Origin of the sequence: Paenarthrobacter ilicis, assembly GCF_016907545.1 — a bacterium.
GTDB lineage: Bacteria > Actinomycetota > Actinomycetes > Actinomycetales > Micrococcaceae > Arthrobacter > Arthrobacter ilicis.
Map to the genome: position 1 here is coordinate 3501224 of NZ_JAFBCD010000001.1, position 13231 is coordinate 3514454.

Annotated in this window: 13 protein-coding genes and 2 riboswitches; of the genes, 8 read left to right on the forward strand and 5 right to left on the reverse strand. The window is 64.0% G+C overall.

Annotated features, from left to right (window positions below; translation table 11 throughout):
• Positions 1-10: 10 nt before the first annotated feature.
• A riboswitch (SAM riboswitch) is annotated at positions 11-124 on the forward strand.
• Positions 125-137: 13 nt separating this feature from the next.
• The 4 genes from JOE60_RS15990 (at position 138) to JOE60_RS16005 (ending at position 3049) form a co-directional block, all read left to right on the forward strand.
• The gene (locus JOE60_RS15990) at positions 138-398 is read left to right on the forward strand and encodes a DUF1737 domain-containing protein (RefSeq protein WP_167267582.1); all 261 of its coding nucleotides are present in this window, start codon (positions 138-140) and stop codon (positions 396-398) included.
• Positions 395-805 carry a rhodanese-like domain-containing protein gene (locus tag JOE60_RS15995; protein WP_167267584.1) on the forward strand — a complete coding sequence of 137 codons (411 nt, stop codon included), beginning with the start codon at positions 395-397 and terminating at the stop codon, positions 803-805. The genes JOE60_RS15990 and JOE60_RS15995 overlap by 4 nt, the downstream gene beginning before the upstream one ends.
• Complete coding sequence (locus JOE60_RS16000; protein ID WP_167267587.1) at positions 806-2014, forward strand: O-succinylhomoserine sulfhydrylase; 1209 nt, start codon at positions 806-808, stop codon at positions 2012-2014.
• 210 nt (positions 2015-2224) lie between these two features.
• Positions 2225-3049 carry an endonuclease domain-containing protein gene (locus JOE60_RS16005; protein WP_204814949.1) on the forward strand — a complete coding sequence of 275 codons (825 nt, stop codon included), beginning with the start codon at positions 2225-2227 and terminating at the stop codon, positions 3047-3049.
• Between the two features lie 104 nt (positions 3050-3153).
• On the opposite strand, the gene JOE60_RS16010 is transcribed toward JOE60_RS16005, so the two are convergent.
• Positions 3154-4677, reverse strand: a complete 1524-nt coding sequence (locus JOE60_RS16010; RefSeq protein ID WP_167267592.1) for a UDP-N-acetylglucosamine 1-carboxyvinyltransferase — start codon at positions 4675-4677, stop codon at positions 3154-3156.
• Between the two features lie 209 nt (positions 4678-4886).
• Here JOE60_RS16010 and JOE60_RS16015 point away from each other — a divergent pair, with 209 nt between their 5' ends.
• Together JOE60_RS16015 and JOE60_RS16020 are read left to right on the forward strand one after the other, a co-directional pair.
• A complete protein-coding gene (locus JOE60_RS16015) occupies positions 4887-5852 on the forward strand; it encodes a DUF6973 domain-containing protein (protein WP_167267594.1) in 966 nt (321 codons plus the stop codon).
• Complete coding sequence (locus JOE60_RS16020) at positions 5849-6346, forward strand: hypothetical protein (RefSeq protein WP_167267596.1); 498 nt, start codon at positions 5849-5851, stop codon at positions 6344-6346. The genes JOE60_RS16015 and JOE60_RS16020 overlap by 4 nt, the downstream gene beginning before the upstream one ends.
• Positions 6347-6399: 53 nt before the next feature.
• On the opposite strand, the gene JOE60_RS16025 is transcribed toward JOE60_RS16020, so the two are convergent.
• Positions 6400-7140 (reverse strand): siderophore-interacting protein, encoded by a 741-nt coding sequence (locus JOE60_RS16025; RefSeq protein WP_167267599.1) that lies wholly within the window; start codon positions 7138-7140, stop codon positions 6400-6402.
• A 101-nt stretch (positions 7141-7241) separates the two neighbouring features.
• On the opposite strand from JOE60_RS16025, the gene JOE60_RS16030 reads away from it, so the two are divergent.
• Entirely contained in the window at positions 7242-9365 is a 2124-nt protein-coding gene (locus JOE60_RS16030; RefSeq protein ID WP_167267602.1) for a penicillin acylase family protein, read from the forward strand.
• Positions 9366-9398: 33 nt separating this feature from the next.
• Positions 9399-10013, forward strand: a complete 615-nt coding sequence (locus JOE60_RS16035; protein WP_167267604.1) for a GNAT family N-acetyltransferase — start codon at positions 9399-9401, stop codon at positions 10011-10013.
• Between the two features lie 15 nt (positions 10014-10028).
• Here the strand turns inward: JOE60_RS16035 and JOE60_RS16040 are convergent, their stop codons facing one another.
• The 3 genes from JOE60_RS16040 to JOE60_RS16050 are packed head-to-tail and all read right to left on the reverse strand — an operon-like array spanning position 10029 to position 13002.
• Positions 10029-10823 carry an energy-coupling factor transporter transmembrane component T family protein gene (locus tag JOE60_RS16040; RefSeq protein WP_167267607.1) on the reverse strand — a complete coding sequence of 265 codons (795 nt, stop codon included), beginning with the start codon at positions 10821-10823 and terminating at the stop codon, positions 10029-10031.
• Entirely contained in the window at positions 10820-12382 is a 1563-nt protein-coding gene (locus tag JOE60_RS16045) for an ABC transporter ATP-binding protein (protein WP_167267609.1), read from the reverse strand. The genes JOE60_RS16040 and JOE60_RS16045 overlap by 4 nt, the downstream gene beginning before the upstream one ends.
• A complete protein-coding gene (locus JOE60_RS16050) occupies positions 12382-13002 on the reverse strand; it encodes an ECF transporter S component (RefSeq protein ID WP_167267611.1) in 621 nt (206 codons plus the stop codon). Before JOE60_RS16050 ends, JOE60_RS16045 begins: the two co-directional genes overlap by 1 nt.
• Before the next feature lie 74 nt (positions 13003-13076).
• Positions 13077-13213: riboswitch (TPP riboswitch) on the reverse strand.
• Between the last annotated feature and the right edge of the window lie 18 nt (positions 13214-13231).

Here is a 13231-nt window from a genome sequence, read left to right on the forward strand (position 1 = left end):
GTTTTTCTTGAGTAATGAGTACCAGCGCGAAGCCCTGACTTGCTGGTCGGCAACCCTCTCTCCGGCGGGGTGCCTCAGGTGACTACTCGGCGTATCGGACAAATTCGAACTGCAAGCGTGACTGAGGAGCACCAGCTATGCCTGAACCCACTGAAGAAAAACTTTCCTACCGCCTGATAACGGGCCCGGATAACCGCGAATTCTGCGAGCGCATCAGCGCGGCCCTGGCTGAAGGCTACGTCCTCCATGGCAGCCCGGCAGCAACGTTCAACGGTGCCCAGGTCATTGTTGCCCAAGCCGTTGTGCTGCCCGCCGCCATCGCGAGTGCCGACGCCGCGGTGGCAACCGCCGTCGACGAATTGGAAGGCGACGACGAAGCATTCGAGGGACACGCATGAGCTACGCAGGTGACCTGAACCCGCAGGATGCGTGGGCCAAGCTTGAGGAGGGCGCCATTTTGGTGGACGTCCGCACCGAAGCCGAATGGGCCCACATCGGCATCCCGGACACCAAGGCAACGGAGAACGATCCCCTGTTCATCCAGTGGAACCTCGCCGGAGGAATCCCCAACCCCAGCTTCATCGAGGACCTGCAGCAGCAGGCTCCGGAGGGTGACGGCGTCGAACTGGTGTTCCTTTGCCGTTCAGGGCAGCGGTCAATCTCCGCCGCCACGGCAGCAACGCAGGCCGGCTTCACCGCCTACAACGTTCTTGAAGGCTTTGAAGGTGAGCCGGACCGCTATGGCGAGCGCACTGTCAATGGTTGGAAAAACCGCGGCCTGCCGACGAACCTGGGGACCAACTAAATGACTTTCAATCCCGACGCCGCCGGCTGGAGCCCCGACACCCAGGCCGTACGCGGTGGACTTGACCGTACCAATTTCCAGGAAACGTCCGAGGCCGTCTTCCTGAACTCCGGCTTCGTTTACGAATCCGCGGCAGCAGCCGAGCGCGCTTTTACGGGCGAGGACGAACGATTCGTCTACTCCCGATACGGCAACCCGTCGGTGGCCACCTTCCAGGAGCGCCTCCGACTGCTGGAAGGCACCGAAGCTTGCTTTGCGACCGCGTCGGGCATGTCCGCGGTCTTCACCGCATTGGGTGCCCTGTTGGCAGCAGGCGACCGTGTGGTGGCCGCCCGGTCACTGTTTGGCTCCTGCTTTGTGATCCTGAACGAAATCCTGCCGCGCTGGGGCGTGGAAACGGTGTTTGTTGATGGCCCGGACCTGGACCAGTGGCGCGAAGCCCTGGCTGAGCCCACCACTGCGGTGTTCTTCGAATCGCCGTCAAACCCCATGCAGGAAATCGTGGATGTTGAAGCGGTCAGCGCGTTGGCCCATGCTGCCGGAGCCACCGTGGTGGTGGACAACGTGTTTGCCACGCCGCTGTTGCAGCGTTGTGGCGACCTGGGCGCTGACGTGATTGTGTACTCGGGGACCAAGCACATTGATGGCCAGGGACGCGTCCTGGGTGGCGCAATCCTGGGTACCAAGGAATTCATCGATGGGCCCGTGAAGCAGCTCATGCGGCACACCGGCCCCGCACTGTCCGCCTTCAACGCATGGGTGCTGACCAAGGGCCTGGAGACCATGGGCCTGCGTGTGGGCCACAGCTCGGCCTCCGCCTTGAAGATCGCGGAATGGCTGGAGCAGCAGCCCGCCATCAGCTGGGTCAAGTACCCGCTGTTGAAGTCCCACCCGCAATATGAGCTCGCGGCACAGCAGATGAAGGCCGGCGGAACAGTGCTGACCTTCGAGTTGTCCCCGTCCTCCGGGCGTTCCGCAAAAGAAGCCGCCTTCGCTTTGCTGGACGGCCTGGGGGTCATCGACATTTCCAACAACCTGGGTGACTCCAAGTCGCTCATCACCCACCCGGCCACCACCACCCACCGCGCCATGGGCCCGGAGGGTCGCGCAGCAATTGGGCTGAGCGATGGCGTGGTGCGGTTGTCCGTGGGCCTTGAGGACGTTGAGGACCTGATTCTGGACCTGGAAAAAGCCCTCAAACAGGTGTAGGGCCGCCACGATGGTGTGGTTCGCCGGGCATCGGTAGGCCAACGCGGCACTTTCTGCTGGATCATCGCCTAGGACAGTGGGGCGGAAGCACGGGCTTCCAGGGTTTCACCAAGTGGGGAATTCGATGATTCAGCAGAAATTGCCATGACCTTATCCACATAAGACAGGCTCCCCGGTCCCAACAGTCTCGCGCCGTGGCTGGCTGTCCCTATGGACGCACACGAATTCTTGGTTTCAGTGGGTGGAGTGGCAAAAGTCAGTCTCCTTAGAGGACACGGTTACGGACCAGCGGAACTCCGGAAGATGGACGGAGCGTACCAACCCCGGCACGGCATCTGGGCATTACCTTCCGCGGATAAGGAGTATCTCTCTGCTCTTGTGCACAACGGATACCTCACGTGCGCCAGTGCGGCCGTCCGCTATGGGCTCTGGCTCAAAGACCAGCCAACACGTCTCCACTTGGCAACAAGGCATAACCGCGGCGGTGGATTCATACGGCATGGTGGCCTGCGGCTGGGTTCGGAGGGACTCTTGCCCGTCGCCTCCTTGGAAGACACTGTCATCCATGCCTTGACTTGCCTGTCCGACGTCGATGCCATTGCAATGGCAGAGTCGGCGATGAAAAAGTGCGGAGTTGCCCGGGACGTCCTTGAAAGTGAGCTGACAGCCAACTACTTCGGAAATGCGAGGAGGAGGTTGCGCATGGCCGATGGCCTGTCCGAATCCGTCCCGGAAATCAGCGCCCGAATACTGTTCGAAGCGGAGGGACTTTCCTTCAAACGCCAAGTCCGCATCCCAGGCGTGGGCCGGGTGGACACGCTGGTGGACGACTGGTTGATCGTGGAGGTCAACGGCTATAAGTTTCACAGCTCAAGGGCTGCGTGGAGAAAGGACATGGGCAGATTGAACGCCGCGCAGGCCCTGGGATTCCAAACATTGGCCTTTGCCCCGGAAGAGATCTGGAATTCTCCGGACGAGGTCATGGCCCAGATCCGCAGGCTCTTGGCGCGAGGAAAACCGCAGGCGCGGGCTTGAACGAATTTCTGCTGGATCATCGGCCAGGGCAGCAAGAGGAGAGTCCGGAGTTCCGGGGTTCCACCACGTGCGTAGGCCGATGATCCAGCAAAAAGGGCTGGAGCTTAGTCCTGGAAGTACTCGATCTTGGCACCGATGGTGTTCAACCGCTCGGCCAGGTCCTCGTAGCCGCGCTCGATCACGTAGATGTTGCGCAGCTCGGAGGTACCGCGTGCGGCGAGCATGGCCAGGAGAAGGCAGGCGGCAGGGCGGAGGGCTGGCGGGCAGCCGATCTCCGCAGCACGCCACTTGGTGGGCCCGTTCACGTAGATGCGGTGCGGGTCCAGCAACTGAACCTGTGCGCCCAGCTTGTTGAGCTCCGTCAGGTAGATGGCCCTGTTTTCGTAGACCCAATCGTGGATCATGGTTTGGCCTTCGGCGTTGCCAGCGATCACAGCGAAGAAGGGCAAGTTGTCGATGTTCAGCCCGGGGAAAGGCATCGGGTGGATCTTATCCTGCGGTGCCTTGAGCTCGGAGGGCTTGGTGGTCACGTCCACCAACCGGGTCCGCCCGTTGCGGGCCATGTACTCGCCGGAGATCTCCATTTTCTGGCCCATCTGCTCCAGGGTGGCGAGCTCGATTTCCATGAACTCTATGGGCACCCGGCGGATGGTTACCTCGGAATTGGTGACAATGCCGGCGGTAATAAGGCTCATGGCCTCGATGGGGTCCTCGGACGGGAAGTACTCGATGTCCACGTCAATCGCCGGCCGTCCGGTGATCTTCAGCGTGGTGGTGCCGACTCCGGCGATCTCCACACCCAGGCCCTGCAGGTAGAAGCAGAGATCCTGGACCATGTAATTGGGGCTGGCGTTGCGGATCACGGTGGTGCCCTTGCGGTGCGCGGCCGCCATGATGGCGTTTTCCGTGACAGTGTCCCCGCGTTCTGTCAGGACGAAGGAACGGTGGTCCGCGTCTGCCGGCGGTGCTTCCACGGAGTAGAAGCCTGACTTGGCTTCCACGGACAAGCCGAACTCGCGCAGTGCCTGCATGTGCGGCTCCACGGTGCGGGTACCCAGATCGCAGCCACCGGCGTACGGAAGCAGGTACTCGCTGGTCTCGTCCAGAAGAGGGCCCAGGAGCATGATGACGCTGCGGGTACGGCGGGCGGCGTCCACGTCCATGGATTCGAGGTCCAGGACCTCGGGCCGCCGGATGCGGAGATCGCTGCCGTTCAGCCAGGTGCACTCCACGCCGATGGACGTGAGGACCTCCACGATCCTGTTGACTTCTTCAATGCGCGCCAGGCGGCGCAGCGTGGTGGTACCTCGGTTGATGAGGCTGGCGCACAGGAGCGCCACACCCGCGTTTTTGCTGCTGTTGACATCCACTTCGCCGGAGAGAGTGCGTCCGCCTTCAACCCGGAGATGGGTCATCTGAGGCTTGCCCACCTTCACGATGGAGCGCCCGAAGATCCCCTCGAGGCGCTCGATCATCCGGAGACTGAGGTTCTGTTTACCTTGCTCCATCCGGGCGATTGCGCTCTGGCTGGTTCCCAGCTCAGTTGCCAACTGCCCTTGCGTCCAGCCTTTCTCGCCCCGCGCATCGCGGAGCAAAAGGCCTACATGTTCTGGCGTAGCTTGAGTCATATCCAAGAAATATCACAGGTGAGCTATGAGTGGCCAGCTTTCGATGTATGGAGCGGCAAAAGTCACACCATACCCGTTCCGTGAGATATAAGGGGCGACGGCGGCTTGTCGCCACGGGTGGTGGCCTTCCCCATTCGGAGACGGGCAGAAGTGCCCATTGCGGTCCGGGGAACAATACCCAAGCATGGAGGGAAAGCTCAGGGGGAAACATGCCTTTCTACGGCGCCGACGTCAACCAACTCAAAGCGCTCTCCAAGGCCCTGGCCAACGGTGCGTCACTGCTGACCAGCCGCGCCCGGGAGCTCGACTCGTTGATCGGCCAAGGACTGACCGGCCAAGGCGGCGGCTGGCAGGGCCAGGATGCCAAGCGTTTTGCAGCGGATTGGCAGGGCCGCCTGAGGCCGTTGCTGGATCGGACCACGCGGGGCTTGGAAGAGGCTTCACAGTCCGCGCTTGCCAATGCCGACCAGCAGTCCTCCACCTCCACGGAAGGCGGCGGCCCAGGCAGTTCCGGTGGCCCAGGGAACGACGCCACCGCCAAGACCGCAGCCAATCCCAATCCCGGCCAGCCGACCCCGCAGGAGATCCTGGACAACTACCAGGTCAGCGACGCCGAGACCACCATGTGGCCCGGAGACTGGGACCCACTGCGCTTCATTGTTGACCAAAGGGAGGTCACCGAAAAGGAAGCAGAGCTCCTCAACGGCCTGGGTCCTTTCGAGATGAACGCCTTCAAGGGCATCCACGATGACGCCTTCAGCGTTGCCGATGACCGCTTCCCCAGTGCCGACCGCAACGATGACCAGAACGACGCCTTCCGGCACGCGTATTGGAATGCCCTCATGGTCAAGGAGTTCGGCGCGGACTGGGCGGAGGACTACGCCACTGCCCACGAGCAACTCCCGGGCAACCCCGCACCCCGCGAAGCCATGGACCTGTACAACAATGAAGTGGGCCGCAACGTGGCCATAGCCAATCCGGATGCCAGCGCTGAGGAGCTTGCGGACTTGATCGAGGAAGCTGTGAACAACGGCGACACCGTGGTGGTGGGACAGGACATGCTGCCCCACCCGTCCAATGAGGTCCCCATGGACCAGACCGGCGACGCCAACAATGCCGAGCCCGCCCCGGGCGAAGACCCGGAGTTCAACGACGAGTCCAGGACCACCTCGTGAAGTTCCAACACCAAAAACAGGCTCGACGACGATCGGGGACGTCCGGCGCCCGCACTACTTTTGCGGGCCGCGCCACCCTGGCCGGCCTGCTCGCTGTCATCCTGGCCTGCGCTTTGGCCGCCTGCTCACTAGGAGGATCCGTCATGCCCGAATCGAACGAGAAGCTCAACAGCCAGGTGCTTGAGTCCGCGAAGAACGGGACGGCACTGAAGCTGGCTGACGCCACGGACTTCGAGTGGGACCAAGCCGGTTTCGTGACGGAGGGGACGCCGGCCAAGGACATCGAAGCAGCCTTCGGCGAGCCGTTGACCAAGGAGAACCGCTACACGGCCTCGCCAGCGTTGTTCGTCTTCCTGAAGGACGGAAAGGTGGCGAAGGCCATCCGCATCGTCCCGGATGCCTTCTTCGGCGCCGACGCGAAAAGGAAATACGGCCGTGACGTGGTCCTCACCCCGCCGGAGGGAAAAAAGGGCTTCCTCAACTGGCGCGAGTAAGCCTCCAAGCCCCCAGCAACACCGCGGCACACACACGTTCACGGACGCGACCGTCATTCCTGGACGCGCCAGTACCCCAACGCATCGATCCTGCGCTTGTCCACGCCCAGCGTCTTCCGCAAATGCTTGACGATGGCCCGCGTGCTGGAAGCTTCGCAGGCCACCCAGAAGAAGTCGTTGTCCACGGACACGCTGTCCGCAGTAAGCGCATCACAGACTTCCTCCACCAACGCGGCACCGTCGCGTTTGCGCGGGACCCAGGTGACGACGTCGGACGCTGACGTCCGCACCTCCAGCGAGGGATCGGCGTCGTGCTGGTATTCGAGCCAGGCGGTCACGGGGGCCGCGCCCGCTGCGGTGAGCTCCCGCTCGTCCAGCAACGAGTTGATGGCCGGGATGGAGGCGGGATCGCCCACTACCCACATCCGGCGTGGAGCCGGCGCGGGAAAGGTGAAAGAACTGCCCTGGACGGTGGCCTCGATGGTCTCTCCGGGCTGCACGGCCCACGCCCAGTCCGCCGCTACCCCGTTGTGCATGGCGAAGTCCATGCTAAACGTTCCTGCTGCCGGGTCGGCGTTGACCAGGGTGTAGGCGCGCTGGTGGGCCTTGCCGGAATCGTCAAACCACAGGCGGATCCACATGGTGGGATGAAGGCCACTGCGTTGCAGGAGGCCACCGTCGCGGACATGGACGCGCAGGAAATCGGGGGTGATTTCCTCCTTTCCCGTGACCTCCAGGGTGAAGTCGCGGGCGCCCATGACTTTGAGGACGACGCCTTCCCAATTGCGCTTCAAGCAACACTCCTTCACGAACGGCCGCGATTTGTGAACCGGGCCAAAGCCATTTATCTTGAGCTTAAGTAAGCCTAACCTAAGTCCGAAAGTGACCCGGAAATATGACGCCTGCCCCTATGCAGCACACCGCCCCGGCAGGCGGCACAGGAACGTACAGGGACCGTTGGGGAATACCGCACCTGTGGGCCGAATCCGCCAACCAGCTTGCCTTCCTCCAGGGCCACAACGCTGCCACTGACCGGTCGTGGCAAATTGAAATGGAACGGTGGCGGTCCGAGGGCCGCACAGCCGAGGTACTGGGACAGGAGGCCGTCACCTGGGATCGCTTTGCCCGGCAGGCCCTGCTGGATGACACCGCCCGCCGCTGCTTTGACAACCTCGACGCCGGGACGCAGGAATGGTGCGGGCACTATGTTGCAGGTATCAACCGGGCCCTGGAGGAAGGACTCCGCAACAGCCCCGAATTTGTGGCCTCCAGCAGCCTTCCCGAACCGTGGAATCCGTGGACTCCTCTGGGGGTTTTCCTGGTCCACCACATCCTGTTCTCCACGTTCCCCAACAAATTGTTCCGCGCCCACGTGCAACGGACAGTGGGCGAGGACGCCGTGCAACTGTTCAGCATCGAGGCTCCGGTGTGGTCCGGAAGCAATGCCTGGGCCGCCCACGGGTCCCGGACGTCCAGCGGGCTTCCCCTGATTGCCGGAGATCCGCACCGACTCATGGAATTGCCCGGCGTCTACCAGCAGGTGCGGTTGGCATGTCCCGAGTTCGACGCTATCGGCTTTGCCTTCCCCGGAGTTCCAGGCCTCCCGCACTTCGCCCACACCGGGCACACCGCGTGGGCCATCACCAACGCCATGGCCGACTACCAGGACCTCTTCAACGAACAATTGCGCAGGGTCCAGGACTCCGCGGGTGAACGCGTGGAGGCGCGGGGAGGAACAGGCTGGGAGACCGTCGTCGTCAGCCATCACACTATCCGCGTCCGCCATGGTGACGACGTCCCCGTGGAGGTGATCAAGACACCGCGGGGTCCGGTCATTTCCAGGACGCCCGACGGCGGCGCCTTGAGTCTGCGCTTCCCGGCGGCGGTGGAGGGGCGTTTGGGTTTTGAGTCGCTCCTGCCGTTGTTGCGGAGCCGGAACGTGGATGACGTCGAGGCAGCTTTGGGGGCTTGGGTTGAGCCGGTGAACAGCGTGATCGCCGGGGATTCGAGTGGTTCGGTCCGGCACCTGGTGGCCGGCCTGGTTCCTGCGCGCAATCCGGAGAACCGTCGCCTGCCCGTCCCGGCCTGGGAGCCGGCATACTCGGGGAAGCCTGCGCCCTCGAGGAATCAGGAGTACGTGCCCCTCGCATCTGCCACGGTGAACGGGTTTGCGGTCAGTGCCAACGATCGGGCGTCCGGGGGCGGCGACGCAATCGCCATGGAGTTCGCACCGGCCCACCGCGCACTTCGGATCCGGACCCTGCTTGAGGCTGCCGAAGGACCCGTTGGTGTGGAGACCATGCAGGCCATCCACATGGACACCGGGCTGGGACCATGGCCGCTGTTCCGGTCCCTGGCGGCCAACACCGCACCGGGCATCCTGTCCCCCGCAGCATCAGCCCTGCGGACCGAACTGCTGGCCTGGGACGGCCGGATGGATGCCGGCAGCCAACAGGCGTCAGCCTTCGCTGCCTGGAGGGGCGCGTTGGTGCAGCGGTTTGCTGCACACCCGGCACTGGCGGGGCTGGACCGGCCCACCGGGTACCCGTCGCTCTTTGGCCCGTGGCTGTCCGTGGCATCCAGGGTGGGTTTCGCATTGGAGACGCTGCTGCAGCGGGGCCAAGAGGTGGGGATCAACGTCCAGGAGGAGGTGGTCGCTGCTTTGGAGGCTGCCGCCGGAACAGCTGCCCCTGCGCGATGGGGCGAACGGCATCAGCTGCTCCCCATCCATGACCTTCCAGTACCACTGGCCAGCGCAGCGCCAACCGCATCCCTCAGCGGAGACACCGGTTGCGTGCTCTGCACCGAAAGCCTTCCCGGAGTGGACGACCGCAACTTCCGGGGCCCCGTGGCCCGCTACGTCTGGGACCTGGCTGACCGTGCCAACAGCCGCTGGATCGTTCCTTTCGGCGCCGCAGGGACGCCAGGGGACAAGCATTTTACCGATCAGTTGCCGCTCTGGACCACCGGCCAACTGATCCCTGTGATGACCGACTGGTCCCGGTTAACCAAAGCCTGACCACCCGCCCCCCGGAAAGAACCTGAAGGAAACATGAACACCACAGCACCGGACTTCTCTGTCCGCACACCCGTTTACTCCGATGAGCTGGAGGGCTGGGGTTCCCTGCGGCTTGTGCCCTTGGATCCAAGCCAGGACATCCACTTTCTCTACGAGTGGGTCACCCAGCCCCGGGCCAAGTTCTGGGGGATGACCGGACACACCCGCGAACACGTCCAGGAAATCTACGAGTTCCTGGACTCCCTGGAAACCCACCACGCCTTCCTGGTGGTCCTCGATGGCGAGCCGCTGGCCCTGTTCCAAACGTACGAGCCACTGCACGACCCCGTGGGCGAGGCCTACCCCGCGCGGGAAGAAGACATAGGGATGCACCTGCTGCTGGCTCCGGCCACGCGTCCCATTCCGCACTTCACGCCGCGGCTTGCAACCTCGCTCATCAAGTACATGTTCTCCCTGCCCGGCAAGGACAGGATTGTGGTGGAGCCCGATTCCCGCAACGCCAAAGCGCTCCGCCGTTTGGAAGCCACCTGCTTCGAGTTCGGGCCCATCATCCAGCTCGCGGACAAGGAAGCCCAGCTGGGATTCCTGACCCGTGCGGGGTTCGACGAAGTCCAGGACAAGCAGGATGAGGTTCAGGCAAAGCAATAAGGCCAATGCCGGGGCCTACCGCCAGACGAAGCTCCAGGTCCCGGCACCCACTGCGGTCAGCACGGCACCCGCGGCAATGACCACCCCGCCCAGCAGCACCCACGCATCCAGGAATGAGTACGTCGATTCGCGCGCCCAGGTCCGCTGACCAGCGCCAAAACCGCGTGCCTCCATGGTCACCGCCAGCCGCGACGCCCGGCGAACAGCTTGGACCAGCAATCCGAAGCTCTGCCCCAGCGTTGCTTTGATCCGTTGCAAGGGCCCGCCGTGGGACCCGACGCCCCGGGCCCTCCGCGCCATGCCGATCGTCTGCCATTCGTCAGCCATGAGGCCCACAAGGCGCATCGCCGCCAGGGATCCCAGCACAAACCGGTGCGGCAATTTGGCCTTCTGGGCCAGCGCGTCGGCCAGGTCCGTGGGATCCGTACAGGTCATCAGGAGGATGGCCGGAAGGGCAATCGCCAAACCGCGCAGCATGAAACCCAGCCCCAGCTGAAGGGAACCTTCGCTGATGGACCAGAGCCCGACGTCGAGCAGTACAGCACCGCTGTCAGCTGCCACGATCGCTGTACTCCAGCCACCGATGGCTGCCGCGATGATCAGCGGCCAGGCCCGCTGCCACAAGAGCCGCAACGTCAATCCGGCCAGTGGGAACAGGGCCAGCTCCGCCACCAGCGCCGTGGACGCGGACACCCAGTCAATGGAAAGTGCCAGCACCAGGGAGATCAGGAAAACCGCCGCGAACTTGGCCAGGGGGTTGGCTCGGGTCAGGAGGGCGTGGTTACCCCGCAGGTTCAAGGCATCCCTCATGCCGCACCTGCTTCCTGGGGTGTTGCTTCAGTGAGCCGCAGGGGTCCCAGCCGCAATTCGGTTCCGCCCAGCACCGCGCTGAACTCCTGATCGTGGGTTACGGACACCACGGACGTTCCGGCATCCAGCAACTCGGACAGAAAGGACGCCAGCTCGGCCCAAGTGTTGGCGTCCTGGCCGAACGTCGGCTCGTCCAACACCAGAACCTTCGGGTGGGCAGCCAGCACCGTGGCGACGCTTAGGCGACGCTTTTCGCCGCCGGACAGGGTGTACGGGTTGGCATCCACCAAGTGGGTGAGCCTCAGCCGTTCCAGCAATTCGTCCACGCGCTCCTGGCCATGGCCAAGATGCCTGGGTCCGAACATCAACTCGTCCAGCACTTTGCCGGTGACAAACTGGTGCTCCGGCTCCTGGAACACCGTTCCGATCCGTGGGATCAGCTGTTTCGCCTTCCACGCATACGGGTCAATTCCGGCGCCCGCGGACAGCTCGACGGCGGCACTCACCGTGCCGGATACGGGTGCCAGCAGGCCGGCCAACGTCAGCGCGAACGTCGATTTTCCCGCACCGTTGGGACCCGTGATGGTGAGGGCACGCCCTTCCCGGACCTGGGCACTGATGCCGGCTTGAACCGGAACCGGAGGAATGGTCTTGAAACCCTTGCGGCGTGGTTTCTCCCTGGACACCGCGAGATCCTGGGTTGCCAGGAGGAGCGGCGCCGTGACGGATTCATTGCTGCGGGCACGGGTCGTGGGGACGTACCCCGGAACCCACACCCCGGCGGACATCAGCATGGTCCGGGCTTCGGTCAGCACCTGTTCAGGCGGACCGTCCAGCAACACACCGCCGCCCTGGGCACCCGGCTGCAGGACAACAATCCTGTCCACCAGGTCCTTCCACACGGAGACCCTGTGCTCCACCACAACCAGCGTGGCACCGGTCTTGTCCAGGCAACGGGCCACCGCGTCACGGACTTCCAGAACCCCGGCCGGATCCAGGTTGGCCGTGGGCTCGTCCAGCAGGAGGAGTCCTGGACGCATCGCCAAAATGCCGGCGAGCGCCAGCCGCTGCTTCTGCCCTCCGGAGAGTGCCGCCGTCGGGTGATCCAGGGCCACACCGACGCCGGCTGCGGTACGCAACCCGACGTCGTCGAGCGCTTCGTGCACGCGGGCCCAGATTTCGTCCCGTGGAACGGCGAGGTTCTCGGCGCCGAACGCGACGTCGTCGCCAACGCGGGAGAGCACCACCTGCGTCTCGGGGTCCTGCTGCATGAGGCCGGCGCGGCCCCTCTGCCCGCGCGGCGCCCCGCCGTCGATCAGCAGTGTGCCGGTTTCGTCGGAATCGTCTTCTTCGTCCCCCAGTACCCCGGCCAGGGCATGCAGGAGCGTGGACTTGCCGGCACCGGAGGGGCCCAGCAACAGGACGCGCTCCCCCGGTTCGATGCGCAGATCCAGGCCGTGGATGGCAGGCTGGGACCGGCCGGAGTGCCGCCATCCCCAGCCCTCGGCGGCGATGGCGGCAGGCCGTGCAGGGTTACCGCTGGTGGTGGTGTCGCGCATCAGCGGAAGGCTGGCTCCGTCGCGGCCTTGCGCGAGGCAAAGGAGCTGAGCACACCCGTGGTGGCCAGTCCCCTGGTGGCCAGCCAGGACAGTCCGCCAGCAATGATCGCGCCGGACACCGTGGTGAAGGTGATGTAGGTGAGCTTGTCGATTGCCTCGTAGGCGATGTTCCAACCCCAAGGAAGGAAGGAATCGTTGAGGCCGCAGAAGAGCCCGGCACCGGCACCGGCCAGCAGGGATGTGGGCAGGTTGAACTTCTTGTAGCGGAACGCCGCGAAGATCAATTCGGCGCCCAGGCCCTGCAGGATTCCCGAGATGAGGACCGTGGTGCCGTACTGGGAGCCCATGATCAGCTCACCTGTAGCTGCCACGGCCTCGCAGAACAGCGCCGCGCCGGGCTTGCGGATAATGAGCATGCCCAGCACTGCGGGAATCATCCAACCACCGGCAAGCAAGCCGGTCAGCGGCGGATACGTGGCGTTCAGGGGAATGGAAACAAGCGCTGCACCCTGGGACCAGGCCCAGAAAATCACGCCGCCGGCGATCGCGATCAAGGCCGCCACCACAATGTCTACTACACGCCAGTTATAACTGGTCTTCTTCACGCTTACCGTGGTCATCTTCTGCCTCCTGAGGTTACAGGAGGGGAAAGTGCTCCCCGGATCGCAACTGCCTGCGCAGCCCTGATCCGGACACTCTGAGAAGCTCGACTCCCTTGCGCCGGTACTAACCGGATCAGGTTCGAGGGTCTGCGGCTGTCCGCACTCTCAGCGCCCTCGCGTCACCTGCATCGCTGCAAGGTCCGACGGCGGCGCTCCCCTGTCGTTATGAATCTTGCCCTTGTGGGCG